Here is a 24010-nt window from a genome sequence, read left to right as displayed (position 1 = left end):
AGCGGCTCCGACTCTATCAGATCCTTTCGGGCCTGATTCCCAGTCAGCGGGGCTTGTCTTCCCGGCCGTTGGGCCGTTCCGACGAGTGAGACTTTAGCGGATTCCCGGCTCCCGAGCTAATCGGGGGCCGCCGTCCTTTCGAACGTGGATTCCTCATTTCGCGAATACGCACGCCGATAAAGCGACGGCAGACAGAGCGACTGTCGTCGTTTGTTGACTGGTACCTGCGGAATGGCTGTCCGGGGACCGACCGGGGTCGGCGCTCACGTCGGACAACTCGGAGAACACTACGTACCGGGCTGGGGAGTGTCAACTCAGCTCCAGACGGGCCCCGGAGGCGTAGGCTGGCAGGCATGACAACGCGTACGTGCACCCAGCAGTGGTGGGCCGCCTGACGGCGGCCGTGCTCACGTAGGCACTCAACGGCCGCCGCCTCGGCGGCCGTTCGCGTATCTCCCTCCAGGACTCCTGAGGGTCGGCCGGCCGAGGACGGCGGCCTCGACCAGGAGGTGGAGAGATGACGCGGGTCTTCAGCGGGGTCAAGCCGACGGGGCATCTGACGCTGGGGAACTACCTGGGAGCCATGCGGCAGTGGGCCACGGTCGATCAGCACCGGGCCGAGTCGCTGTTCTGCATCGTCGACCTGCACGCCCTGACCGTCGACCATGATCCGGCGCGGGTGCGTCGGCTGAGTCGGCAGGCGGCGACGCTGCTGCTCGCGGCGGGGCTGGATCCCGAGCTGTGCACCGTGTTCGTACAGAGTCATGTGGACGAGCATGCGCGGCTGTCGTACGTGCTGGAGTGCGTGGCCACGGACGGTGAGATGCGCCGGATGATCCAGTACAAGGAGAAGGCGGCTCGGGAGCGGGCTCGGGGTGGGAGTGTGCGGCTGTCGTTGCTGACGTATCCCGTGCTGATGGCGGCGGACATCCTGGCGTACGGGGCCGACGAGGTGCCGGTCGGGGACGACCAGGCTCAGCACGTGGAGTTGACGCGGGATCTGGCGGCGCGGTTCAACCAGCGGTACGGCTACACGTTCGTGGTGCCCCGTGCCACCCTGCCCAAGGTGGGCGCGCGGGTCATGAACCTTCAGGACCCGCTGTCGAAGATGGGGAAGTCCGACGACTCCGGGCCGGGGATCGTGTATCTGCTCGACGAGCCGGATGTCGTGCGGAAGAAGGTGATGCGGGCCGTGACCGACAGCGGGCAGGAGGTCGTGTACGACCGGGAGGCGCGGCCCGGCCTGGCGAATCTGCTGGAGATCCTCGCGTCCTGCACGGGTGGGAACCCATCGGAGCTGGGCGGTGTATATGAGTCGTACGGCGCCTTGAAGAAGGACACCGCCGAGGCCGTGGTCGAGGTCTTGAGGCCCGTGCAGGAGAGGCACAAGGAGTTGTGCGCGGATCCTGGCTATGTGGAGGGGGTGCTGCGGGATGGCGCGGAGAGAGCGCGGGCGATGGCGCGGCCGACCGTGGATGCCGCTTATCGCGCGATCGGGCTGCTTCCGGCCACTTCCGATCCGGTCGCGGTGGATACCGGCGCCGTCGACAGCGGGGTCGTGCTGAACGCTGCCCGGTAGGCACGTGGGCTGGTGGCGAGGCGCGATGCGAAGTGCTGGCGCATCGTGACCTCGCTGCCGAAGCCGGCGCGGCGGGCGACCTCGGGCATCGGCAGGTCGGTGCGCTCGAGGAGTTTCTGGGCTGCGGCGATGCGCTGGTCGAGGAGCCAGCGGAGCGGGGTCGTGCCGGTCTCCGCGGTGAAGTGACGGGCGAAGCTGCGGGCGGACATACCTGCGCGGGCGGCCAGGTCGGCGACGGTGAGCGGTTCGTGGAGGTGGCGCAGGGCGTGCTCGCGTGCGGCGGCGACGGCGTCGGAGTCGCGGTCGGCGCGCGGGGTGGGGTGCTCGATGAACTGCGCCTGGGTTCCGGTGCGGAAGGGCGCGGTGACCATGGAGCGGGCGATGGTGGCCGCGGCTTCGGCGCCGTGGGTCTGGCGGACGAGGTGGATACAGAGGTCGATGCCTGCCGCGGTGCCGGCCGCTGTCCAGATGTTGTCGTCCTCGATGAAGAGGGCGTCGGGGACGACGGTGACCTGGGGGTGCTGTGCGCTCAGGAGGTCGATCAGGTTCCAGTGGGTGATGGCGCGGCGGCCGTCGAGGAGGCCGGCCTGGGCGAGGGTGAAGGCGCCGCCGCACAGGGCCGCGATGGTGGTGCCGCGGGTGTGCGCGCGGCGAAGGGCGTCGAGGACGGGGGTGGGTGCGGAGGTGAGGTGGTCGTCGAGGCCGGGGATCACGATGAGATCGGCGCGGGGCAGCCAGTCGAGGGTGCGGTCGGGAAGGAGGGTGAGGCCGCCGCGCATCGGGACCGGTGTGGAGTCGGGGGCGACTCGGCGCAGCTCGAAGGCGGGGGCTCCGCGATCGGTGCGGTCGGTGCCCCAGACCTCGGTGATGACGGAGACGTCGAAAGCGCGGATCCCGGGGAAGGCGACCAACGCGACGCGGTATGCGTGCTCTTTCTTCCCCGTGTTCTCCATGGCTGGCAGTAAACCATCGATCGCTGTCTTTTCACCCGCTGGGTGGGATGGGCTCCCAGCGGAAGGATCGTCGGCATGGAGATCGCAGAGAACGCAGCGCTGGTGGTCGTGGACGTCCAGAAGGGCTTCGACGAGGCCGACTTCTGGGGAGAGCGGAACAACCCGGAGGCCGATGACAACATCGCTTCGCTCATCGACGTGTGGCAGGCGACGGGGCGGCCGGTCGTGTTCGTACGGCATGACTCGCGGAAGCCCGGGTCGCCGCTGCGGACGGGGTATGAGGGCAACGCCTTCAAGGAGTACGTGGAGCGGCGGCGCGGGAAGGGGGTGGCCGGTGCTGAGCTGTTGGTCACGAAGACCGTGAACTCGGCCTTCTACGGGGCTCCGGATCTGGATGCCTGGCTGAAGGGCGAGGGGATCTCGCAGTTCGTGGTGGCAGGGATCCAGACCAACATGTGCGTGGAGACGACGGCTCGGATGGGCGGGAACCTGGGGTACGACGTGGTGGTCGCCTATGACGCGACGCACACGTTCGATCTGGAGGGCCCGTTCGGCTGGCGGCGGAGTGCGGACGAGCTGGCACAGGCATCGGCGGTCTCGCTGCACGGGGGCGGCTTCGCTCGTGTGGTGGCCACGAAGGAAGTGGTGGACGCGGCGGGGTGACCGCCCCCGGTGGGTGTCAGTCCTTCTTGCCGGAGGCCAGGGCGCGGCTGCGGTCGCGGGCGGCTTCGAGGGCAGCGATGAGGGCGGCTCGTACGCCGTGGTTCTCGAGTTCGCGGATGGCGTTGATGGTGGTGCCCGCCGGGGAGGTGACGTTCTCGCGGAGCTTCACCGGGTGCTCGCCGCTGTCGCGGAGCATCGTCGCGGCACCGATCGCGGACTGGACGATCAGGTCGTGGGCCTTGTCGCGGGGCAGGCCGAGCAGGATGCCGGCGTCCGTCATGGCTTCGACCAGGTAGAAGAAGTACGCCGGTCCGGAGCCGGAGAGGGCGGTGCAGGCGTCCTGCTGGGACTCGGGGACGCGGAGCGTCTTGCCGACGGCGCCGAAGATCTCCTCGGTGTGGGCGAGGTGGTCGGCGGTGGCATGGGTGCCGGCGGAGATGACCGACATGGCCTCGTCGACCAGGGCGGGCGTGTTGGTCATGACGCGGACGACGGGGGTGCCGGCGGCGAGGCGCTCCTCGAAGAAGGAGGTGGGGATGCCTGCGGCGCCGCTGATGACCAGGCGGTCGGTCGGGACGTGCGGGGCGAGTTCGTCGAGGAGGGTGCCCATGTCCTGCGGTTTGACCGTGAGGATCAGGGTGTCGGCGGTCTTCGCGGCTTCCGGGTTGGTGACCGGGGTGACTCCGTAACGGCTGCGGAGTTCTTCGGCTCGCTCGGGGCGGCGGGCGGTGACCAGGAGGTCGGCCGGGGCCCACCCGGCGCGGATCATTCCGCTGAGCAGGGCTTCGCCGATCTTGCCGGTGCCGAGGACTGCGACTTTCTGACTCATGCGGTTCAGTCTGGCACCGGGTCGGGGCGTGCAGGGCGGGTGTCCGGTGGGCGGAACACGGGTGGGGTGGGCGGAACAGGCTTGAGGTGGCCGGACTTGCGCAGCGCCATGGCCTCCCTTGTGCGCCGCTATGCCGTCCTGCGCCTGAGGGTTGCCGCTCCCAGTCCCAGGACCAGCAGTGCGCAGCCTGCCACGATCAGCGCGTCGCGTACGAAGGTCGCTGTCATGTCCGTGTGCCTGAGGACCTCGTTCATGCCGTCGACGGCGTAGGACATGGGGAGGACGTCGGAGATGGTCTCCAGGACGGGGTGCATGTTGTCGCGGGGGGTGAAGAGCCCGCAGAGGAGGAGTTGGGGGAAGATCACGGCCGGCATGAACTGGACGGCCTGGAACTCGGAGGCCGCGAAGGCCGAGACGAACAGGCCGAGGGCGGTGCCGAGGAGGGCGTCGAGCAGGGCGACCAGCAGCAGGAGCCAGGGGCTGCCGATGACGTCGAGGCCGAGGAACCAGACGGCGAGGCCGGTCGCGAGGGCGGACTGGATGATCGCGAGGACGCCGAAGGCGAGGGCGTAGCCGGCGATGAGGTCGCCTTTGCCCAGCGGCATGGCGAGGAGGCGTTCGAGTGTGCCGGAGGTGCGTTCGCGCAGGGTGGCGATGGAGGTGACCAGGAACATCGTGATCAGCGGGAAGATCCCGAGGAGGGAGGCGCCGATGCTGTCGAAGGTGCGCGGGCTGCCGTCGAAGACGTAGCGCAGCAGGAGGAGCATCACGCAGGGGATCAGGATCATCATCGCGATGGTGCGCGGGTCGTGGCGGAGCTGGCGCAGGACCCTGGCCGCGGTGGCGGTGGTGCGGGAGAGGCTGAGGGCGCTGGTGGGAGCGGGCGCAAGGTTCGGCGTCGTGGTCGTGGTCATCGCGTGGGCTCCTTGGCGCGGCTTGCCTCGACGGCCTGGTCGACCAGGTGGAGGAAGGCCTCCTCGACGGTGTCTGCATGTGTGCGGGTGCGGAGGGCCTCGGGGGTGTCGTCGGCGAGGATCTCGCCCTCGCGCATCAGGAGGAGGCGGTGGCAGCGCTCGGCCTCGTCCATGACGTGGGAGGAGATGAGGAGGGTGGCGCCGCGGCGGGCGGCGATGTCGTGGAAGAGGTTCCAGAGGTCGCGGCGCAGGACGGGGTCGAGGCCGACGGTGGGTTCGTCGAGGACGAGGAGTTCGGGGGCGCCGAGGAGGGCCACGGCGAGGGAGACACGGCTGCGCTGGCCACCGGAGAGGTTGCCGGCGAGGGAGTCGGCGTGGGTGGTGAGGTCGACGTCGGTGATGGTCTGGGTGACGTCGGAGTGGCGGCGGTCGGCGGCGGCGCGGCCGGGGGCGAGGATCGCGGCGAAGTAGTCGAGGTTCTGGCGGACGGTCAGGTCGTCGTAGACGGAGGGGGCCTGGGTGACGTAGCCGATGCGGGTGCGGAGAGTGGGGTGGCCGGCGGGCCGGCCGAGTACGTCGAGGGTGCCGGTGACCTTGGCCTGGGTGCCGACGATCGAGCGCATCAGCGTGGACTTGCCGCAGCCCGAGGGGCCGAGGAGGCCGGTGATCTGGCCGCGTGGGACGTCGAAGGCGAGGCCGCGCAGAACCGTGCGGGGGCCTCTGACGACGGTGAGGCCGTCGGCGTGGACGGCGGGGATGGCGGGCCCTCGGTCCGTGCTGTCGTCGTGGTCGTCGGGTGGCCCGGACGCTTTATTCACCATGTGATGAATAATGCTCTCGCGGCTTCTGACCGTCAAGCGAGTCACCCCCTGGCGCTCGGTGGGGTCAGGCGTTGACGGCGACGAGCAGTTCGACGTCGTAGGTCTCCTCGACGGTCTCGTCCGGGAAGAGTTCCAGCAGGATCCGCCGCTCCTCGGTGAGGAAGGCGCCCGCGTGCTCCTCGCCCGCGACCAGGAACAGCGAGTGGCTGCCGATGTTGGCGAGGTGGGTGTCGACGGGGACGCGGCGGCTCCAGCGGACCACTCGGTGGGCGAAGTCCAGGCGGCCGGTGGGGTCGGCCAGGGCCGACCGGGCTCCGTTGCCGTTCACCTCGACGGCCGGGTGGGCGCCGTAGGCCTTGAAGTGGTCCCCGATGCGGTCCAGTTGGCCGGTGATCCACGGCACGTCGACGGCGTGGGTGTTCCACCACAGGGCGAGTGCGCCGCCGGGGCGCAGGACACGGAGGGCTTCGGGGACCGCGCGGGCGGGATCGATCCAGTGCCAGGACTGGGCGTAGGTCACGAAGTCGACGGCGTCCGTGAGGAGGGGGAGGTCGTTGCCGTCGCCCCTGAGGATCGGGATGGCGGGGTGCGTACGGCGGAACTGCGCCGCCATGCCGTCCCCGGGTTCGACCGCGACGACCTCGGCGCCCCGGGCCTGCAGCAGCGCGGTCGCGATACCGGTACCGGCCCCGATGTCGGCGACCCGCGCACCCGCGAGGGACCGGCCGACGAGCTCTTCGACGGCGTCGAAGAGGGCGGGTGGATAGGAAGGGCGGTTGGCGGCGTACTGGGCTGCGGCGGCGTTGAAGGAGTGGGCTCGGGTGGTGTGGAAGGAAGCCGTCATAGGGACATGGTGGCCGGGGTGCGGGTGCGGCGCGGTGAGTTTTCGGTGAGAGACGGAGGCGCGGGCGCTTGAAGGGGCGCGGGGCTGTGGCGATCTGCGTCGCCGCCGTCGCGACGGGCGCTTCGGCTGCCCGAGCGCTCTCAGCGGCGGCGCTTCTTCTTCGAGGGGTTCCCCGTGCGGCGAGCCCCCCGCTTCTCGTGCTCCCTCCGAGCGGTCTCGTACTCCTCACGGTGCAGCTTCTCGCCCGGCGCCTCGATGAGGGAGCGGAAGAAGAAGGCCAGGAGCGACCCGACGAACCCGATGGCCAGCAGACCGCGGAGGGAGGCCTGGCGGTCCGGGTCGGGGCGCGTTCCGAAGCCGTCCCATGTGTTGCGGAAGGCCAGCGCGCTGCAGATCGCGAACATCGCGATGACGAGGACGGTCACGAAGCTGCCGGTGTCGGCGATCTGGAGGCCCTCGTAGGCGAAGCGGAGGATCAGACAGGAGGCGACGGCGACGGCGAGGGAGCCGGTGGCCGCGCCGACGCGGCGGAGGGCGTAGCCGTTGTCGTGGTGCACCCAGGCCGTGCCGAAGAAGCGGATCGGTTCGGGGCGGGGGCCGCCGCCCTCTGGGGAGCCCGCGGGGATGTCCTGGGTGCCGGATTCGTCGCTCACGGGACGATTATGGCTCCGGGGCGGGGGCGGGCTCCCTTCGGGGATCAGGAGCAGCGGTCGGCCACGTAGCCGTCGCTTCCGGTGTTCACGTACGCGTCGGAGATGTACTGACTATTGCTGATGTTGTCCCAGATGTTCGAGGTGCCATACGGACCGGTCACCGTGGAGCCCGGCGTCTGGCAGTAGATGTGGACCATGGAACCCTCGGGCAGGACACGGACGACGCTGTAGCTCGTGCCCGGTCCGCTGCGGACGTTCAGCTGGTAGCCGGGGGCCACCGGGTAGTACCGGATCGTCACGGCCTCCGCATTGGCGGCGCCCACCATGAGGAGGGCGCCGGTGAGACCTGCGAGCATGACAGATCTGCGTTTCAGGGGTGTCACTCGTGGATCCCTCCGGGATGGGTGACCAGGTCAGCCGCAGCGCGAGGCGACGTAGCCGTCGCTGCCGGTGAGTACATAGGCGTCCGAGACGAATTCGCCGTTGGCGATGTTGTCCCAGATGTTCGAGGTGCCGTACGGGCCGACAACCGAAGTCCCCGGCGTCTGGCAGTAGATCGCGACCTGCGCGCCCTCGGGGAGGACACGGACGATGCCGTACTGCGTGCCCGGGCCGCGGCGGACGTTGAGGCGGTAACCCGGTGCCACCGAGTAGTAGTGCACGGCCGCGGTCGCGGCAGCGGCTGTTGTGGCGGACTTGCTCTCGCCGCCCTCGACTTCTTCCACGCGGTCAACAGACATGAAAATCCTCCCCCGTTGGTCCCCATGACTGCCATGGGGTCCCGTTGATTCCCCTGAATCACGCCATCAAACACATGTACGCAACTCGCACGCGGAGACTAGCAAGCCGCCTCTGTCCCGTACGAGTCATCGACTAGGCTCCGTGCGTCGCGCGCGCGGACGATCAGCACGGGGGTGGTTCCATGGCGCCACAGGGCAACACCGGAGCGGGCGCGGAAGCGGAACTTCCCGAGTACGCCGGTCACTACCGGCTGGAGTCGTGCCTGGGCTCCGGTGGGATGGGCGTCGTGCATGTCGCGCGCAGCGCCTCGGGAATGAAGCTCGCGGTGAAGGTCGTCCATACCGAGTTCGCCAAGGACCCCGAGTTCAGGGGGCGTTTTCGGCAGGAGGTGGCCGCGGCCCGGAAGGTGAGCGGGGCGTTCACCGCGTCCGTCGTCGACGCCGATCCCGATGCCGAACGGCCCTGGATGGCCACCCTGTTCATTCCCGGCCCGACCCTCTCGGACGAGGTGAAGCGGAACGGGCCCATGGCGCCCTCCGAGTTGCGTCGGTTGATGGCCGGGCTCGCCGAGGCGCTGCGCGACATCCATCGGGTCGGGGTGGTCCACCGGGATCTCAAGCCGAGCAATGTGCTGCTCGCAGAGGACGGGCCGAAGGTCATCGACTTCGGCATTTCTCGGCCAAAGGACAGCGAACTGCGCACTGAGACCGGGAAGTTGATCGGGACGCCGCCGTTCATGGCGCCGGAGCAGTTCCGGCGGCCGAGGGAGGTGGGCCCGGCGGCCGACATCTTCGCCCTCGGTTCCGTGATGGTGCATGCGGCCACCGGGCGCGGGCCGTTCGACTCCGACAGTCCGTATGTCGTCGCCTACCAGGTCGTGCACGATGAGCCGGACCTGACGGGCGTACCGCAGAACCTCGCACCACTCATCGTGCGGTGCCTCGCCAAGGAGCCCGAGGACCGGCCCACTCCGGACGAGTTGATGCGGGAGCTGCGGTCGGTCGCGGCCTCGTACGACACCCAGGCGTTCATACCGGCGCAGCGCACGGGTGATGTGCTGGTGCTCGAGCAAGAGGCCAAGGAGCCGGTACGGCGACCCGAGCGGCGCCTGCGCAGGAACGTGTTGCTCGCCGCCGGCGCGCTTGTCGTTGTCGCGAGCGGAGTGTTCGCCTCGGTCCAGTTGCTCGGCGACGGACAGCCCACGCCGACGGACAGCAGTACGCCTCGGGCGGGGGCGTCCGCGTTCCGCGCCTGGGAGGCGAAGCCCATGGCCGGGGGCAAAGGCACGCCCCGGTGCTCGTACGGGGCGGGAAAGCTCTTCTGCGTGCGGGCGGGTCTGGTCTTCGCCCTCGATCCGACCGACGGCAGACTGCTGTGGCGGCATTCGGCCGACACGAACCGGTGGAGCGTTCCGCCCGCCCTGTCCGGTGGTCTCCTGCTGCCGTTGGCCGATTACGGCAACCGTCTGCAGGCGCTCGATCCCGCCACGGGCCGGACGCGCTGGCAGCGGAACGTGCCGACGTACGACGGCATGTGGTCGGCAGACGGCATGCTCCTGGTCACCCACGCGGACGGGACGGTGACCGGCGTGGACAGCGCGTCCGGCGACACCAGGTGGAGCAAGGAGATACCGGGCCACGCCACACCGTCGTTCTCCACGTTTCCCGGGGACCCACTGCTGTACGTGACGAGCACGTCCGTCGACGAGTCGAGCACCCGGGTCACCGCCGTGGACGCGGCCACGGGTGATGTGCGGTGGGACGAACACCTCGACGGCGCTCTGACCCCGATCGGTTCCGAGAACGGATCCGTCTTCTTCCTCTCGGTCGATCAGGTCTTCGACTACGCCAAAGCAGTCGTCCGTTTCACTCCCGAGTCCGGAGCGACCAGGAAGGTGGCCCTGCCCGTGCCTCGGCAGGGCGCCGAGGCCACTGTGCACGACGGTGTCGTCTATGTGCTGGCCACCGTCGGAGCCCTGGAGGCCATTGACATCGACACCGGCCGGCAACTGTGGCACCTGGAAACGTCCGTGAGCCGGGGATCCGTCCCGGTCGCCGACGGCAGTCACGTCTTCGTCACCGCTTCCGACGGGCGGCTGCTCGCCGTCGACGCGCGCAAGGGAACGCTCGCGGGGCAGACCTCGGCACGGCTCGGCACCGACGCGGGCGATGTGATCGCCACGCTGTCCCGGCCCGCTGTCGCCGATCACCACGTCTACGCCACCGCCCCCGACGGCACCGTCTTCGCCGTGGACGCCCGCAAGCCCTCCGACTGGTAGCGCAGAGAACAAACGGGGCCGCCCCCGAAGGGACGGCCCCAAGCGATCGCGGAGCGGAGGAGCGAGCCTCAGCCCAGCTTCGACACGTCGCGCACCGCGCCCTTGTCGGCGCTCGTGGCCATCGCCGCGTAGGCCCGCAGCGCCGCCGAGACCTTGCGCTCGCGGTTCTTCGGGGCGTACACCCCGCCCAGCGCGGCCTCGCGACGGGCCAGCTCCTGCTCGTCGACCAAGAGCTCGATCGTCCGCCCGGGGATGTCGATGCGGATGCGGTCGCCGTCCTCGACGAGGGCGATGGTGCCGCCGGCCGCGGCCTCCGGGGAGGCGTGGCCGATGGACAGGCCGGACGTGCCGCCGGAGAAGCGGCCGTCGGTGATCAGGGCGCAGGCCTTGCCGAGGCCGCGGCCCTTCAGGTACGAGGTCGGGTAGAGCATCTCCTGCATGCCGGGTCCGCCCTTGGGGCCCTCGTAGCGGATGACGACGACGTCGCCCTCCTTGACCTGGTGGGTGAGGATCTTCTGGACGGCGTCCTCCTGCGACTCGCAGACCACCGCCGGGCCCTCGAACCGCCAGATCGACTCGTCCACGCCGGCCGTCTTCACGACACAGCCGTCGACCGCCAGGTTGCCCTTGAGGACCGCCAGGCCGCCGTCCTTGGAGTACGCGTGCTCGGCGCTGCGGATGCAGCCCTCTGCGGCGTCCTCGTCCAGCGCCGCCCAGCGCTCCGACTGGGAGAAGGCCTCGGCGGAGCGGACACAGCCGGGGGCCGCGTGCCACAGTTCCAGAGCCTTCGCGGACGGCGATCCTCCGCGGACGTCCCACGTCTTCAGCCAGTCGGCCAGCGACGGGCTGTGCACCGAGTGCACGTCCTCGTTGAGCAGGCCCGCGCGGTGCAGTTCGCCCAGCAGCGCCGGGATGCCTCCCGCGCGGTGCACGTCCTCCATGTAGTACGTGCGGTTCTTCGCGACGTTCGGGGCGACCTTCGCCAGGCACGGGACCCGGCGGGAGACCGCGTCGATCTCGGCGAGGCCGAAGGGGACCTCCGCCTCCTGGGCGGCCGCCAGCAGGTGCAGGATCGTGTTGGTCGAGCCGCCCATGGCGATGTCGAGGGCCATGGCGTTCTCGAAGGCCGCGAAGGTGGCGACGTTGCGCGGCAGAACCGTCTCGTCGTCCTGCTCGTAGTAGCGGCGGGTGATGTCCATCACCGTGTTGGCCGCGTCGACGTACAGCTGCTTACGGGCCGTGTGCGTCGCCAGGACCGAGCCGTTGCCGGGGAGCGAGAGGCCGATGGCCTCCGTGAGGCAGTTCATCGAGTTGGCCGTGAACATGCCGGAACAGCTGCCGCAGGTCGGGCAGGCGTTCTCCTCGATGCGGAGCATGTCCTCGTCGGAGATCTTCTCGTTCACCGCGTCGGACATCGCGTCGACCAGGTCGAGGGTGCGGACCGTGCCGTCCACGAGGGTCGCGCGGCCGGACTCCATCGGGCCGCCCGAGACGAAGACCGTGGGGATGTTGAGCCGCAGCGCGGCGTTCAGCATGCCCGGGGTGATCTTGTCGCAGTTGGAGATGCAGATCAGGGCGTCGGCGCAGTGGGCCTCGACCATGTACTCCACCGAGTCCGCGATCAGGTCGCGGGAGGGGAGGCTGTAGAGCATTCCCCCGTGTCCCATGGCGATGCCGTCGTCGACGGCGATGGTGTTGAACTCGCGCGGGATGCCGCCGGCCTCGACGATCGCCTCGGAGACGATGCGGCCGACGGGCTGCAGGTGGGTGTGGCCCGGCACGAACTCCGTGAAGGAGTTGGCGACCGCGATGATCGGCTTGCGGCCGATGTCCGCACCGGGTACACCGGAGGCGCGCATAAGGGCGCGGGCGCCCGCCATGTTGCGGCCGTGGGTGACTGTGCGGGACCTCAGCTCGGGCATCGTCGCTCGCTCCTTCAGAGACGGTCGTCAGAGACTTCAGAGACGGTCGTATGAGACTTCTGACTGCTAACGAGCGTACGCCGGTCATCCAGGGGTCGGGACAAGGCGTCCGGAATGCGGGACGCACGTCTCGGAGTCAGGGCCCGGTCAGATGGTTCTGCACCACCGGGGCCACCCGCGCGATGATCTGCTCGATGTCCGTCGACGCCAGCGGCTCGACCTTGATCACATACCGCAGCATGGCCGTCCCCACGAGCTGCGCGGCCGCCAGTTCGGCCCGCAGCTCGGCGTCCGGCAGGTCCAGCTGGTCGGCGATGCGGCGCAGCAGCTGGGCGGCGACGAGCCGGCGGAAGACGGTGGCCGCGGTCTCGTTGGTCACCGCGGAACGGACGATCGCCAGGATCGGCATGCGCGTCGCCGGGTTCTCCCAGACGCCGAAGATGAAGCGGGTGAGGCGCTCTCCGACGTCCTCCAACGGACCCTCGGCGAGCGCGTCGGGCGCGCTCAGCGCGGGCGCGGCGGCGACTTCCACGGCCGCCTCGAAGACCTGTTCCTTGGTGCCGAAGTAGTGGTGGACCAGGGCCGAGTCGACCCCGGCGGCCTTGGCGATGCCGCGCACGGACGTCTTCTCGTAGCCCCGCTCGGAGAACTCCTCACGGGCCGCGAGGAGGATCCGGTCGCGGGTACCGGCCGCGTCCGATTCCGTACGGCGGGGCCGGCCGCGCCTGCGGGCGGTGCCGTCGCCGGTCGCCGGGGCGCTTCCGAGGTCGCTCACGGCCGGGGCACCTGCACGGTCGCTCGGTTCCTCATCGCCGCGGCACCTGCACCGCCGAGGCCAGATGGAGGCGGGTGAAGGCCAGGGCCTCGGCGAGGTCGGCCTCACGTTCGGCGCCGGACATCGCGCGGCGGGTGTTGACCTCGATGACGACATGGCCGTCGAAACCGCTCAGTGCGAGGCGCTCCAGGAGCTCGGCGCAGGGCTGGGCGCCGCGGCCGGGCACGAGGTGCTCGTCCTTCGCGGAGCCCTTGCCGTCGGCGAGATGCACATGGCCGAGACGGTCTCCCATCCGGTCGACCATCTGCATCGCATCGGTCCTGGAGGTCGCCGCGTGGCTGAGGTCGATGGTGAAGTGCCGGTAGTCGTCCTTGGTGACGTCCCAGTCGGGGGCGTAGGCGAGCATCTCGCGGTCGCGGTAGCGCCAGGGGTACATGTTCTCGACGGCGAACCGTACGTCCGTCTCGTTCGCCATCCGCCAGATCCCGCTGACGAAGTCACGGGCGTACTGGCGCTGCCAGCGGAACGGCGGGTGTACGACGACCGTGCTCGCGCCCAGCTTCTCGGCTGCGGCCCGGGCGCGCTGGAGCTTGACCCAGGGGTCCGTCGACCACACGCGCTGCGTGATGAGCAAACAGGGGGCGTGCACGGCGAGTATGGGGATGCCGTGGTAGTCGGAGAGGCGACGCAGGGCCTCGATGTCCTGGCTGACCGGGTCGGTCCACACCATGACCTCGACGCCGTCGTATCCGAGGCGTGCGGCGATCTCGAAGGCCGTCGCCGTCGACTCCGGGTAGACGGAGGCCGTCGACAGGGCGACCTTCGCATCCGGGATCCGTACGACTGGCTCTGCCATGGGGGACAGATTACGGGTTGCCGTGGGTGGGGTGCGGGGTGCCTATTCGCCGTTGTGGCGATTGCCACTGGGCGGGTGCGGGTGCGTCGGGGTTGCTCGCGCCGTTCCGCGCGCCCCTATATGCCCTGAACCGATCCCATATGGTCAAGTCTGCGCAGGATGACGCCTTCCCTCAGCGCCCAGGGGCAGATTTCCACCTTTTCCACACCGAACAGATCCATCGCGCCCTCGGCCACCAGGGCGCCCGCCAGGAGCTGGTTCGCCCGGCCCTCCGACACGCCCGGGAGTTCCGCCCGCTGGTCCGTCGTCATGCCGGCCAGCCTCGGGACCCAGGCCTCCAGGGACTCGCGCTTCAGTTCGCGCTGGACGTAGAGGCCCTCCGTCGAGCGGGCCGCGCCTGCCAGGCGGGCCAGCTGCTTGAAGGTCTTGGACGTGGCGACCACGTGGTCGGGGGCGCCGAAGCGGGCGAACTCGCCGACCGTGCGGGCGATCTGGGCGCGCACGTGGCGTCGCAGGGCCCGGATGGCGTCCGGATCCGGGGGGTCGCCGGGGAGCCAGCCCGCCGTGAGGCGGCCCGCGCCCAGCGGGAGGGAGGCCACCGCGTCCGGCTCCTCGTCGATGCCGTAGGCGATCTCCAGGGAGCCGCCGCCGATGTCGAGGACCAGGAGCTTGCCGGCCGACCAGCCGAACCAGCGGCGGGCGGCGAGGAAGGTGAGACGGGCCTCTTCGGCGCCGGTGACGACCTGGAGCTCGACACCGGTCTCGGCCCGCACGCGCGCGAGGACGTCGTCGGCGTTGCTGGCCTCGCGGACGGCGGAGGTGGCGAACGGAAGCAGGTCCTCGACGCCCTTGTCCTCGGCGGCCTGGAGCGCGTCATTGACGACCGAGACCAGCTTCCCGACGCCTTCGGGACCGATCGCCCCGGCGTCGTCGAGGAGTTGGGCAAGGCGCAGTTCCGCCTTGTGCGAGTGCGCGGGCAGGGGGCGGGCGCCGGGGTGTGCGTCCACCACCAGCAGATGCACCGTGTTCGATCCCACGTCGAGGACACCGAGTCTCATGTAGGGAACGCTACTGCCAGCTGGTCGTTCGACTGTCTCCGGAGTGGGCTCGGGCGACTTACCCTGTACGCGTGCCAAAGACGAAAAAGGTGAAGGACGACAAAACGGCCGAATCTGCCGGCGGTCCTTCGCGGGTGAAGCCACCCAAGCAGTCACGGAAGGCCATGAAGGCTCTGAAGGCCGACGAGAAGGGGCTCGACTTCGCACGCGCGTGGGTGGAGTTTCCGGATCCGGCGGACGACGAGCAGGTCTTCCGCTGCGATCTGACATGGCTGACCTCTCGGTGGAACTGCATCTTCGGCAGTGGCTGCCAGGGCATCCAGGCGGGCCGCGCGGACGACGGGTGCTGCACGCTGGGTGCCCACTTCTCCGACGAGGACGACGAGAAGCGGGTCGCCGAGCATGTGGCGCGACTCACTCCGGACCTCTGGCAGCACCATGACGAGGGCACGGCGAACGGCTGGATCTCTGAGGACGAGGACGGCGACCGGCAGACCCGGCCCTTCCAGGGCTCCTGCATCTTCCAGAACCGGCCCGGCTTCGCGGGCGGCGCGGGCTGCTCGCTGCACATCCTGGCCCTGAAGGAGGGCCGTGAGCCGCTGGAGACCAAGCCGGACGTCTGCTGGCAGCTTCCGGTGCGGCGGACGTACGACTGGATCGACCGGCCCGACGACACCCGTGTGCTCCAGGTGTCGATCGGCGAGTACGACCGGCGCGGCTGGGGTCCGGGCGGCCACGATCTGCACTGGTGGTGCACGTCGGCGACCTCGGCGCACGGCGCCGGTGACCCGGTGTACGTCTCCTACCGCCCCGAACTGATCGAGCTGATGGGCAAGGCGGGCTACGACCGCCTCGTCGAGCTCTGCGAGGAGCGCCTGGCCGCCCAGCTGCCCCTGCTGGCACCGCATCCGGCGGACCCGACCGACTGAGCGCCCGGAACCACCCCGACACAACGGGCTCCGGCCTCGGTCTCCCGACGCCACGCCCCCTGCCCGCCGACGGGCCCCGGCTCCGCCGCATCCGCTATGACGCGGACGGGCTCGGGGCGCCGCTGTCCGTGGCTGGGGGCGTCGTGCTTGCCGGGTCGGACGGGGTGGGGTCCGGTGGCGTCGGGGAGGGGGACGAGGACGGAGGGTCGCTCGGTGGGGGATCCGAGGGGGCCGAGGACGTGGGGCTGGGCGGGGGTGTCGTCGGCTCGCCGGAGCCGGAGGGCACGGGCGCCGTGCCGTAGCCCTGGATGGTGACGACCGCGCCCGCCGGTGCGATCGCCACGCGCGCGCTCCAGGGGCCGGAGGGCTCGCGCAGATGGTCGACGTACACCTTGATCGTCAACCGATCGCCGTGTCTCAGGGTTCCCGAGGACTGGCTGAGGTAGAGCCAGGAGGCCCCCGTGGTGGCCGACCAGCGGACCGGGGCGTCGCCGGTCGCGGTGAGGGTGATCAGTGTGGTGTCGCCGCTGTTGTCGGCGCCGACCTCCAGGTGCCCGGCGCCCTTCCTGCCGGCCCCGGCGACGCTGACGACCTCCACGGAGACGTCGGGGCGGCCGTCCTTGGCGAAGCGGGTGCCGGGTTCGGTGCGGGCGTTGCCGGCGTTCTGGTAGCCGCCGCTCGCCGTCTCACCGTCCAGGCTGCCGGGTCCGTGCGCCTCGCTGGCGCTCGCGGAGTGGCCGTCGACCCCCTCGCCGGGCCCGCCCCGGTAGGCGGCCCACAGGGCGAGCACGGGGGCGGCGACGACGGTGGCGACGACGGTCGTGGTGACGGCACGCGCGCGCAGGCGGTCGCGGCGGGCGGCCCGGTCCTTGGGATCCATCGGGAAGCCGCGCCGGTCGAAGCGGGGCACGGCGGCGCCACGCGCGCGCGACGGGTGTGCCGGCGCCATGTGCAGCTCCCCGCGCGGCGCTTCGAGCACGGGCAGCTCGGCGGGCGTGGTCATGGCTCCGGGCCAGCGTCCGGGGATCGCGCGCTCGGCGCTGCGGCGGCAGCGCGGGCAATCGTCGACATGGCGCACGAGTTCGCGGCGCAGGGCGGAGCTGAGCACGAACTGGCTGTCGCCGGTGAGCCGGGCCACGCTCGGACAGTCGCCGGTCTCGACGACGGCGAGGGCCGCGCGGGTGCGCTCGACCTCGCAGGCGGCGGAGGCGAGCAGTTCGCGGGCGCCGGCGAGGTCCATGCCGAGGACGGCGGCGACCTCGTGGGCGGCGAGGTGGTGACGTACGGCGAGTTCGAGCGCCTCGCGCTGCTCGGGAGTCGTACCGGCCGCCTCCGGCCAGGCCAGCAGGGCGAGTTCGCGGCGGCGCACCTCCTGCAGGTCCGCGGCGACCGGGGGCTCGGCGGACTTCGGGGACGCTCCGTGACGTCCCGCCGCATGGGTGGCCTGACGTTTCTGCTTGGCCTCGGCCAGCTTGCGCAGACAGGCCCAGCGCGCCAGCGCGTACATCCAGGCCCTGCGGTCGCCGGCCGCCTCCGGGCCGCCGCGCCTCTCGGCGAGCGCGAGGACGTCGCCGAGGGCCGCGATGGCCGCGTCGTGGTCGCACAGCACGGACAGGCAGTAGGTGAACAGGCCGTCCAGGTACGGCTCGTAGCGCGCGGGTGGCCCCTGCGCCGGCGTGCGCGCCGCACCGCGGTCGCGCTCCTCCCGTTGCGCCCGGTGCGCGCCGGTGGTGCGGGTCGAGGTCTCCGGACTGCTGCTCATCATCCGTGGACCGTAGGGCGCGGAAGATGGCCCCTTCCGGCACCTCGAGCACATTTACTCCGTACGGGTGAAACGATCCCTCAATAGGGGACCGGAACCCCTGATTCCGTGGCTCGTTCCCGTCGTGACGTGGCCGGTTCGCACGCGGGGCGTGGGGTGATGCGGATGCCTGGGCCGGGTTGGTCCGGATGCCGGGACCGGGTCGGTCCGGATGCCGGGGCGTATGCCGTCCGGCGGGCGGCGGCAGGGTTGTCAGTGGTGGCGGTTACGGTTCGTGCATGGCTGCCCGTACGAAGTCCGCCAAGGAGCGTCCGTCCTACCGCTGCACCGAGTGCGGCTGGCAGACGGCCAAGTGGCTCGGCCGCTGCCCCGAGTGCCAGGCCTGGGGGACGATCGAGGAGTACGGCGCGCCGGCGGTGCGTACGACGACACCCGGCCGCGTCACCACCTCCGCCGTGCCCATCGGCCAGGTCGACGGCCGTCAGGCCACCGCCCGCTCCACCGGCGTGCCCGAACTGGACCGGGTGCTCGGCGGCGGACTGGTGCCCGGCGCCGTGGTGCTCCTCGCGGGCGAACCCGGCGTCGGCAAGTCCACGCTGCTGCTGGACGTGGCGGCCAAGTCGGCGAGCGACGAGCACCGCACGCTCTATGTGACCGGCGAGGAGTCGGCGAGCCAGGTCCGGATGCGCGCCGACCGCATCCACGCCCTCGCCGACGACCTGTATCTCGCCGCCGAGACCGACCTGTCCGCGGTCCTCGGACACCTGGACGCGGTCAAGCCGTCCCTGCTCATCCTCGACTCGGTGCAGACGGTGGCCTCCCCCGAGATCGACGGCGCCCCCGGCGGCATGGCCCAGGTGCGCGAGGTGGCCGGGGCACTGATCCGGGCGTCCAAGGAGCGCGGGATGTCCACCCTCCTGGTGGGCCATGTCACCAAGGACGGCGCGATCGCGGGCCCGCGCCTGCTCGAGCACCTCGTGGACGTGGTCCTCAGCTTCGAGGGCGACCGGCACGCGCGCCTCAGGCTCGTACGAGGCGTCAAGAACCGCTATGGAGCCACCGACGAGGTCGGCTGCTTCGAACTGCACGACGAGGGCATCACGGGTCTCGCGGACCCAAGCGGACTTTTCCTGACACGTCGTGCCGAACCGGTCCCCGGCACCTGTCTCACCGTCACCCTGGAGGGCCGCCGCCCTCTGGTGGCCGAGGTCCAGGCGCTCACCGTCGACTCACAGATCCCCTCGCCCCGGCGCACCACCTCCGGGCTGGAGACCTCCCGCGTCTCGATGATGCTCGCCGTCCTGGAGCAGCGAGGCCGGATCAGCGCCCTCGGCAAGCGGGACATCTACTCCGCGACGGTCGGTGGTGTAAAGCTTTCGGAACCTGCCGCGGACCTGGCGATCGCCCTCGCCCTGGCGTCGGCCGCCAGCGACACCCCGCTGCCCAAGAACCTCGTCGCGATCGGCGAAGTCGGCCTCGCGGGCGAGGTCAGACGGGTCACGGGCGTCCAGCGCAGGCTCTCCGAGGCACACCGTCTGGGCTTCACACATGCACTCGTACCGGGCGATCCCGGCAAGATCCCGTCCGGCATGAAGGTCCTGGAAGTCGCGGACATAGGGGACGCACTGAGGGTCCTTCCGCGCTCCCGTCGGCGAGAGGCCCCACGGGACGAGGAAGACCGCCGGTAGACTTTGCCCTGGTCTCGCCCGTCCGTACGAACCGAACGACGACACGGGAGCGTCCAAGACCCCGCGACCGGAGGAGAGCAGTGGCAGCCAACGACCGGGCGGCAGCTCCCGGAAAGTCCGGTGGGAGTGCCGGTTCCGATGGCCTGATGCGCGCCTCCCTGAGCGCCGTGGCCCCCGGCACCGCCCTGCGCGACGGCCTCGAGCGGGTGTTGCGCGGCAACACCGGCGGACTCATCGTGCTCGGCTTCGACAAGACGGTGGAGACGATGTGCACGGGCGGCTTCGTCCTGGACGTCGAGTTCGCGGCCACGCGTCTGCGTGAGCTGTGCAAGCTGGACGGCGGCATCGTGCTCTCGTCCGACCTGTCGAAGATCCTGCGGGCGGGCGTGCAGTTCGTGCCCGACGCGACGATCCCGACGGAGGAGACGGGCACCCGGCACCGCACCGCGGACCGCGTGAGCAAGCAGGTCGGCTTCCCGGTCGTCTCCGTCTCCCAGTCGATGCGCCTCATCGCCCTGTACGTCGACGGCCAGCGCCGTGTCCTGGAGGACTCGGCGGCGATCCTGTCCCGCGCGAACCAGGCCCTGGCGACCCTGGAGCGCTACAAGCTCCGCCTGGACGAGGTCGCGGGCACGCTCTCCGCGCTGGAGATCGAGGACCTCGTGACGGTCCGGGACGTCTCGGCCGTGGCCCAGCGCCTGGAGATGGTCCGCCGTATCGCCACGGAGATCGCCGAGTACGTGGTCGAACTCGGCACGGACGGCCGCCTCCTCGCCCTCCAGCTGGACGAGTTGATCGCGGGCGTGGAGCCGGAACGCGAACTGGTGGTCCGGGACTACGTCCCCGAACCCACCGCGAAGCGCTCCCGCACGGTCGACGAGGCGCTGTACGAACTGGACGCCCTGACCCACGCGGAGCTCCTCGAACTCCCCACGGTCGCCCGCGCCCTGGGCTACACAGGCTCCCCCGAGGCGATCGACTCGGGCGTCTCCCCCCGGGGCTTCCGCCTGCTGGCCAAGGTCCCCCGCCTGCCGGGCGCGATCATCGACCGCCTGGTGGAGCACTTCGGCAGCCTCCAGAAGCTCCTGGCGGCAAGCGTGGACGACCTCCAGACCGTGGACGGAGTGGGCGAGGCAAGGGCAAGGAGCGTCCGAGAGGGCCTGTCCCGCCTGGCGGAGAGCTCGATCCTGGAGCGGTACGTATAGGGGGGCGGCACCCCCTCAGCCGTTCTCCAGCCAGCCGTTCTCCGGTCAGTCGTTCTCCAGCACGAACGAAGCCTGCGTGGTCGCATACCCCGGCGCCTTGAGCTCCACCAGGTACGTCCCCGCCCCGGCCGCCCCCGCCGCAGGCGTCGCACACTGCGGCGCACTCGGCTTGCGGTCCCACTTCACGGTGTACGTGATGCTGCTGCCGGCCGGAGCCCGGTAGACGAGGTTGCCCGCGGTCGCGGGACAGTCGGCGGACGACCAGTAAGGGTCGTCCTCGCCGGCCTGAGTGATCGTCAACACCGCGCGCTTCGGACCGAGATCGACCTTGCAGTCACTCCCGGAGGAGTTCGTCGCGGTCAACAGCAGCGTGGGCGTCTGGTCGGGGTCATACGCGTTGCGCTGACTGCGGACGGCCAACTTCACCGCGCTCGCGGTGCAGTTGGGCAACGTCGTGCCGGCCGGAAGAGTGTCGCCCTGCCCAACCCCGGTGCCCGTACCGGTACTCGTACCACCACCGCCCGCGCTGCCGACCCCGTCCACCCCGGCGGAGCCGCCCGTACCGGAGCCGTCACCGGAACCCGAGCTCGACCCCGATGCCGAGCCCGACCCCGACCCGCCGCCGGTGTCCCCACCGGTCGTCGACTCGTCGCGTCCGCCCGGCGCTTGACTGATCGCAGGGCCGGAACCGGACGGTCCTGGGCTGATCGTCGAGGGGGTGGGGTGCTTGCCGTTGGACCCGTCCGCGCCGTTCTTGCCGCCCCCGCCGCCGGAGCTGACGATCCATGCGATCAGCAGCGCCAGCACGGCGAGGACGGACAGCATGACGGCCCTCCGTCGCCAGTAGATGGAGGAGGGAAGCGGCCCGACCGGATTGCGCAGAGATCCCACGGCGCAAACTGTACGAGAGATCGGCGACTTCACCGCCCTCACCCGCCGCCGGGCGGCACAACTTTTCAGGATCATCATTCCGGAAACGGCAGCCCCGCCCGGGACTTCCGCCAGGCCTGACACGTGCCGACAGCGGATCGTGACCGAACCGACCTGCTCCTCACGGTCCGTGATCACGAAGGTCACCCCCCGGTCCGAGCGACCCGTCCCTCAGAACACCCGTCCGCCACCTCCGGCATGGCAGGATCGGAAGGCCATGACTGCGCCCACGAAGCCCCAGCCCCAGCCCCCGCACAGCAGCCCCGCCGACGGCATCATCGACGCTCCTCCCGGAGCGGGCCTGCACTCCCCCGTCATCGACTGGTTCGACGAGCACGCCCGGGATCTGCCGTGGCGGCGGCCCGAGGCCGGACCGTGGGGGGTGATGGTCAGCGAGTTCATGCTCCAGCAGACGCCCGTGAACCGGGTGCTGCCGGTCTACGAGCAGTGGCTCGCGCGGTGGCCGCGGCCCGCCGATCTGGCCGCGGAGGCGCCCGGCGAGGCCGTGCGCGCATGGGGCCGGCTCGGTTATCCGCGCCGGGCGCTGCGGCTGCACGGCGCCGCGGTCGCCATAACGGGACGGCACGGCGGTGACGTACCGACGGACCACGCACAACTGCTCGCACTGCCCGGGATCGGCGAGTACACGGCCGCCGCCGTCGCCTCCTTCGCGTACGGGCAGCGGCACGCGGTGCTGGACACCAATGTGCGGCGGGTGTTCGCGCGTGCCGTGACCGGTGTGCGGTACCCGCCGAACGCCACCACCGCCGCCGAGCGCAAGCTCGCCCGCGCGCTGCTGCCGGAGGACGAGAGCACTGCGGCACGCTGGGCCGCCGCCTCGATGGAGCTGGGCGCGCTGGTGTGCACGTCCAAGAACGAGACCTGTGCGCGCTGCCCCATCGCCGCCCAGTGCGCCTGGCGGCTCGCCGGCAAGCCCGAGCACGACGGGCCGCCGCGGCGCGGGCAGACGTACGCCGGTACCGACCGCCAGGTCCGCGGCAAGCTGCTCGCCGTGCTGCGGGAGGCTCAAGCGCCGGTGCCGCAGGCGGTACTCGACCGGGTGTGGCACGAACCGGTACAGCGGGCACGGGCCCTGGACGGTCTGGTCGCGGACGGGCTCGTGGAGCCCCTGCAGGGTGGTTTGTATCGGCTGCCGTTGACGTAGTCCGACACGGAGCCAACCGGCAAATCCCCCTGAACCGGCGCGAATCACCGCGCCGGTTTACCCCTTTTCGGCTTCCGTTACACAACCGACGGACAGCCTATTGCCAGCCGCGCGCTGCTCCGCACAGCCCCGTGACAACAGCTCCGTAGCTTGATTGCCATGCCGCACACCAGGCGGCGCACACGCGATGAGAACCGGCAGCGACTGCCGGAACGGGGATCAGGAGGCGGTCTACATGGCGCAGGGCGAGGTGCTCGAGTTCGAGGAGTACGTGCGCACCCGGCAGGACGCGCTGCTGCGCAGCGCACGCCGTCTGGTCCCGGACCCGGTCGACGCGCAGGACCTGCTCCAGACGGCACTCGTGCGGACGTACGGCCGCTGGGAGACCATCGAGGACAAGCGGCTCGCGGACGCCTATCTGCGCCGGGTGATGATCAACACCCGCACGGAGTGGTGGCGGGCGCGCAAGCTGGAGGAGGTGCCGACCGAGCAGCTCCCGGACGCCTCGGTCGACGACTCCACCGAGCAGCACGCGGACCGCGCCCTGCTGATGGACGTCATGAAGGTGCTCGCCCCCAAACAGCGCAGTGTCGTGGTGCTGCGACACTGGGAGCAGATGTCCACGGAGGAGACGGCCGCCGCCCTCGGCATGTCGGCCGGAACGGTCAAGAGCACGCTGCACCGGGCGCTCGCCCGGCTCCGCGAGGAGCTGGAGGCCCGCGATCTGGACGCACGCGCGCTGGAGCGTGAGGAGCGGGAGCGTTGCGCGGCGGCCTGACCGAGCCCGGGCCCACCCGGCCGGACCTCACTCCGGTCCGGGGGATCCTCCAGGCGGCGAGCACGGCGGTGGTCGTGCTGGCCGCCCTCGCCCTTTTCGTCTCCGCCTGCGCCACCGGCGGCACCGGCACCCGTGACGAGGGTCCGGCACACGCGGTCGCGGAGACCGGCGTCTCACCCTCCGCCGTGCCGTCCGCCCTGGCCTCCCCGCGTCTGGACCGGAAGGACGCGGTCGCTCTCCTCAGGTCGGACCCCAAGGTCTCCGAGGCGGTCAAGCGCGATCTGGAGCCCTGTGGCGCCCACCAGTACCCGGTCGACCTTTTCTACGGCGACCTCACCGGCGGCTCGGCCGACGACGTCGTCGTCAACGTCGTGACCTGCGCGGATCTGGTGGGCGTCGGCTCGTACGTGTATCGCGAGCAGGGCGGCTCGTACCAGAATGTCTTCCAGACCGAGGAGCCTCCGGTCTACGCCGAGATCGACCGCGGCCACCTGGTGGTGACCAAACAGGTGTATGAGAAGGGTGACGCGGTGTCGGACCCGTCCGGCGAGAATGTGATCACGTACCGCTGGGCCTCGGGGAAGTTCGCCGCCGTGTACCGGACGCACACCGACTACAGCGATGCCGTCAGCGCGGATCCGACACCGGCGCCCGACAACTGAACCGA

Annotated in this window: 23 protein-coding genes; 9 read left to right on the top strand and 14 right to left on the bottom strand. The window is 70.7% G+C overall.

Features of this window, described 5'->3' with window-relative positions; all coding sequences use genetic code 11:
• The first annotated feature begins 517 nt into the window (after positions 1-517).
• Positions 518-1579 carry a tryptophan--tRNA ligase gene (gene trpS / locus AQJ46_RS34135; protein ID WP_059209211.1) on the top strand — a complete coding sequence of 354 codons (1062 nt, stop codon included), beginning with the start codon at positions 518-520 and terminating at the stop codon, positions 1577-1579.
• Here trpS and AQJ46_RS34130 read toward each other — a convergent pair.
• Positions 1483-2532, bottom strand: a complete 1050-nt coding sequence (locus AQJ46_RS34130; RefSeq protein WP_059209210.1) for a GlxA family transcriptional regulator — start codon at positions 2530-2532, stop codon at positions 1483-1485. The two genes, trpS and AQJ46_RS34130, sit on opposite strands and share 97 nt — an antisense overlap.
• Before the next feature lie 75 nt (positions 2533-2607).
• On the opposite strand from AQJ46_RS34130, the gene AQJ46_RS34125 reads away from it, so the two are divergent.
• Positions 2608-3195 carry a cysteine hydrolase family protein gene (locus tag AQJ46_RS34125; RefSeq protein WP_059209209.1) on the top strand — a complete coding sequence of 196 codons (588 nt, stop codon included), beginning with the start codon at positions 2608-2610 and terminating at the stop codon, positions 3193-3195.
• A 16-nt stretch (positions 3196-3211) separates the two neighbouring features.
• Here the strand turns inward: AQJ46_RS34125 and proC are convergent, their stop codons facing one another.
• From proC to AQJ46_RS34090, 7 genes are all read right to left on the bottom strand, one after another.
• The gene (gene proC / locus AQJ46_RS34120) at positions 3212-4024 is read right to left on the bottom strand and encodes a pyrroline-5-carboxylate reductase (RefSeq protein WP_059209208.1); all 813 of its coding nucleotides are present in this window, start codon (positions 4022-4024) and stop codon (positions 3212-3214) included.
• Between the two features lie 128 nt (positions 4025-4152).
• The gene (locus AQJ46_RS34115; RefSeq protein ID WP_057612475.1) at positions 4153-4938 is read right to left on the bottom strand and encodes an ABC transporter permease; all 786 of its coding nucleotides are present in this window, start codon (positions 4936-4938) and stop codon (positions 4153-4155) included.
• On the bottom strand, positions 4935-5759 hold the full coding sequence (locus AQJ46_RS34110) for an ABC transporter ATP-binding protein (protein WP_059209207.1): 825 nt from the start codon (positions 5757-5759) through the stop codon (positions 4935-4937). Before AQJ46_RS34110 ends, AQJ46_RS34115 begins: the two co-directional genes overlap by 4 nt.
• Positions 5760-5823: 64 nt before the next feature.
• Complete coding sequence (locus AQJ46_RS34105; RefSeq protein ID WP_059209206.1) at positions 5824-6603, bottom strand: class I SAM-dependent methyltransferase; 780 nt, start codon at positions 6601-6603, stop codon at positions 5824-5826.
• A gap of 140 nt (positions 6604-6743) precedes the next feature.
• Positions 6744-7256, bottom strand: a complete 513-nt coding sequence (locus AQJ46_RS34100; RefSeq protein WP_059209205.1) for a hypothetical protein — start codon at positions 7254-7256, stop codon at positions 6744-6746.
• Positions 7257-7300: 44 nt separating this feature from the next.
• The gene (locus tag AQJ46_RS34095) at positions 7301-7612 is read right to left on the bottom strand and encodes an SH3 domain-containing protein (protein ID WP_059209204.1); all 312 of its coding nucleotides are present in this window, start codon (positions 7610-7612) and stop codon (positions 7301-7303) included.
• A 57-nt stretch (positions 7613-7669) separates the two neighbouring features.
• A complete protein-coding gene (locus AQJ46_RS34090) occupies positions 7670-7996 on the bottom strand; it encodes an SH3 domain-containing protein (protein ID WP_059209203.1) in 327 nt (108 codons plus the stop codon).
• Between the two features lie 182 nt (positions 7997-8178).
• Here AQJ46_RS34090 and AQJ46_RS34085 point away from each other — a divergent pair, with 182 nt between their 5' ends.
• Entirely contained in the window at positions 8179-10275 is a 2097-nt protein-coding gene (locus AQJ46_RS34085) for a serine/threonine-protein kinase (protein WP_059209202.1), read from the top strand.
• A gap of 68 nt (positions 10276-10343) precedes the next feature.
• Here AQJ46_RS34085 and ilvD read toward each other — a convergent pair whose 3' ends face one another.
• The 4 genes from ilvD to AQJ46_RS34065 form a co-directional block, all read right to left on the bottom strand.
• Positions 10344-12197, bottom strand: a complete 1854-nt coding sequence (gene ilvD, locus AQJ46_RS34080; protein WP_059209201.1) for a dihydroxy-acid dehydratase — start codon at positions 12195-12197, stop codon at positions 10344-10346.
• Between the two features lie 136 nt (positions 12198-12333).
• Positions 12334-12972 (bottom strand): TetR/AcrR family transcriptional regulator, encoded by a 639-nt coding sequence (locus tag AQJ46_RS34075; RefSeq protein ID WP_057612467.1) that lies wholly within the window; start codon positions 12970-12972, stop codon positions 12334-12336.
• A 31-nt stretch (positions 12973-13003) separates the two neighbouring features.
• Positions 13004-13828, bottom strand: coding sequence for a sugar phosphate isomerase/epimerase family protein (locus AQJ46_RS34070; protein WP_057612466.1), 825 nt, complete (start codon positions 13826-13828; stop codon positions 13004-13006).
• A 116-nt stretch (positions 13829-13944) separates the two neighbouring features.
• Complete coding sequence (locus AQJ46_RS34065) at positions 13945-14886, bottom strand: Ppx/GppA phosphatase family protein (RefSeq protein ID WP_059209200.1); 942 nt, start codon at positions 14884-14886, stop codon at positions 13945-13947.
• A gap of 71 nt (positions 14887-14957) precedes the next feature.
• On the opposite strand from AQJ46_RS34065, the gene AQJ46_RS34060 reads away from it, so the two are divergent.
• Entirely contained in the window at positions 14958-15815 is an 858-nt protein-coding gene (locus AQJ46_RS34060) for a hypothetical protein (RefSeq protein ID WP_059209199.1), read from the top strand.
• A 94-nt stretch (positions 15816-15909) separates the two neighbouring features.
• On the opposite strand, the gene AQJ46_RS34055 is transcribed toward AQJ46_RS34060, so the two are convergent.
• Positions 15910-17580 (bottom strand): BACON domain-containing protein, encoded by a 1671-nt coding sequence (locus AQJ46_RS34055; protein WP_059209198.1) that lies wholly within the window; start codon positions 17578-17580, stop codon positions 15910-15912.
• Positions 17581-17855: 275 nt separating this feature from the next.
• Here AQJ46_RS34055 and radA point away from each other — a divergent pair, with 275 nt between their 5' ends.
• The gene (gene radA / locus AQJ46_RS34050; protein WP_059209197.1) at positions 17856-19265 is read left to right on the top strand and encodes a DNA repair protein RadA; all 1410 of its coding nucleotides are present in this window, start codon (positions 17856-17858) and stop codon (positions 19263-19265) included.
• A gap of 80 nt (positions 19266-19345) precedes the next feature.
• Complete coding sequence (gene disA, locus AQJ46_RS34045) at positions 19346-20470, top strand: DNA integrity scanning diadenylate cyclase DisA (RefSeq protein ID WP_057612461.1); 1125 nt, start codon at positions 19346-19348, stop codon at positions 20468-20470.
• A gap of 45 nt (positions 20471-20515) precedes the next feature.
• Here the strand turns inward: disA and AQJ46_RS34040 are convergent, their stop codons facing one another.
• A complete protein-coding gene (locus AQJ46_RS34040) occupies positions 20516-21361 on the bottom strand; it encodes a hypothetical protein (RefSeq protein WP_079072527.1) in 846 nt (281 codons plus the stop codon).
• Positions 21362-21617: 256 nt separating this feature from the next.
• Here AQJ46_RS34040 and AQJ46_RS34035 point away from each other — a divergent pair, with 256 nt between their 5' ends.
• From AQJ46_RS34035 to AQJ46_RS34025, 3 genes are all read left to right on the top strand, one after another.
• Positions 21618-22565 carry an HhH-GPD family protein gene (locus AQJ46_RS34035; RefSeq protein ID WP_059209195.1) on the top strand — a complete coding sequence of 316 codons (948 nt, stop codon included), beginning with the start codon at positions 21618-21620 and terminating at the stop codon, positions 22563-22565.
• Positions 22566-22800: 235 nt separating this feature from the next.
• Positions 22801-23343, top strand: a complete 543-nt coding sequence (locus tag AQJ46_RS34030; RefSeq protein WP_020122536.1) for a SigE family RNA polymerase sigma factor — start codon at positions 22801-22803, stop codon at positions 23341-23343.
• The gene (locus AQJ46_RS34025; protein WP_059209194.1) at positions 23328-24005 is read left to right on the top strand and encodes a hypothetical protein; all 678 of its coding nucleotides are present in this window, start codon (positions 23328-23330) and stop codon (positions 24003-24005) included. Before AQJ46_RS34030 ends, AQJ46_RS34025 begins: the two co-directional genes overlap by 16 nt.
• Positions 24006-24010 lie beyond the last annotated feature (5 nt).

The organism is Streptomyces canus, assembly GCF_001514145.1.
Taxonomy (GTDB): Bacteria; Actinomycetota; Actinomycetes; order Streptomycetales; family Streptomycetaceae; genus Streptomyces; species Streptomyces canus.
The sequence above is the reverse complement of the archived record's forward strand: the minus strand, read 5'-3'. Positions and strand labels throughout refer to the sequence as shown.

Excerpts from the sequence above, each read along its gene's own strand:
- trpS (WP_059209211.1), top strand. The coding sequence starts at position 518 with ATGACGCGGGTCTTCAGCGGGGTCAAGCCGACGGGGCATCTGACGCTG.
- proC (WP_059209208.1), bottom strand. The coding sequence starts at position 4,024 with ATGAGTCAGAAAGTCGCAGTCCTCGGCACCGGCAAGATCGGCGAAGCC.
- AQJ46_RS34035 (WP_059209195.1), top strand. The coding sequence starts at position 21,618 with ATGACTGCGCCCACGAAGCCCCAGCCCCAGCCCCCGCACAGCAGCCCC.
- AQJ46_RS34105 (WP_059209206.1), bottom strand. The coding sequence starts at position 6,603 with ATGACGGCTTCCTTCCACACCACCCGAGCCCACTCCTTCAACGCCGCC.
- AQJ46_RS34130 (WP_059209210.1), bottom strand. The coding sequence starts at position 2,532 with ATGGAGAACACGGGGAAGAAAGAGCACGCATACCGCGTCGCGTTGGTC.
- AQJ46_RS34065 (WP_059209200.1), bottom strand. The coding sequence starts at position 14,886 with ATGAGACTCGGTGTCCTCGACGTGGGATCGAACACGGTGCATCTGCTG.
- AQJ46_RS34030 (WP_020122536.1), top strand. The coding sequence starts at position 22,801 with ATGGCGCAGGGCGAGGTGCTCGAGTTCGAGGAGTACGTGCGCACCCGG.
- radA (WP_059209197.1), top strand. The coding sequence starts at position 17,856 with ATGGCTGCCCGTACGAAGTCCGCCAAGGAGCGTCCGTCCTACCGCTGC.
- AQJ46_RS34125 (WP_059209209.1), top strand. The coding sequence starts at position 2,608 with ATGGAGATCGCAGAGAACGCAGCGCTGGTGGTCGTGGACGTCCAGAAG.
- AQJ46_RS34090 (WP_059209203.1), bottom strand. The coding sequence starts at position 7,996 with ATGTCTGTTGACCGCGTGGAAGAAGTCGAGGGCGGCGAGAGCAAGTCC.
- AQJ46_RS34055 (WP_059209198.1), bottom strand. The coding sequence starts at position 17,580 with ATGATGAGCAGCAGTCCGGAGACCTCGACCCGCACCACCGGCGCGCAC.
- AQJ46_RS34115 (WP_057612475.1), bottom strand. The coding sequence starts at position 4,938 with ATGACCACGACCACGACGCCGAACCTTGCGCCCGCTCCCACCAGCGCC.
- ilvD (WP_059209201.1), bottom strand. The coding sequence starts at position 12,197 with ATGCCCGAGCTGAGGTCCCGCACAGTCACCCACGGCCGCAACATGGCG.
- AQJ46_RS34085 (WP_059209202.1), top strand. The coding sequence starts at position 8,179 with ATGGCGCCACAGGGCAACACCGGAGCGGGCGCGGAAGCGGAACTTCCC.
- AQJ46_RS34070 (WP_057612466.1), bottom strand. The coding sequence starts at position 13,828 with ATGGCAGAGCCAGTCGTACGGATCCCGGATGCGAAGGTCGCCCTGTCG.
- AQJ46_RS34095 (WP_059209204.1), bottom strand. The coding sequence starts at position 7,612 with ATGCTCGCAGGTCTCACCGGCGCCCTCCTCATGGTGGGCGCCGCCAAT.
- AQJ46_RS34110 (WP_059209207.1), bottom strand. The coding sequence starts at position 5,759 with ATGGTGAATAAAGCGTCCGGGCCACCCGACGACCACGACGACAGCACG.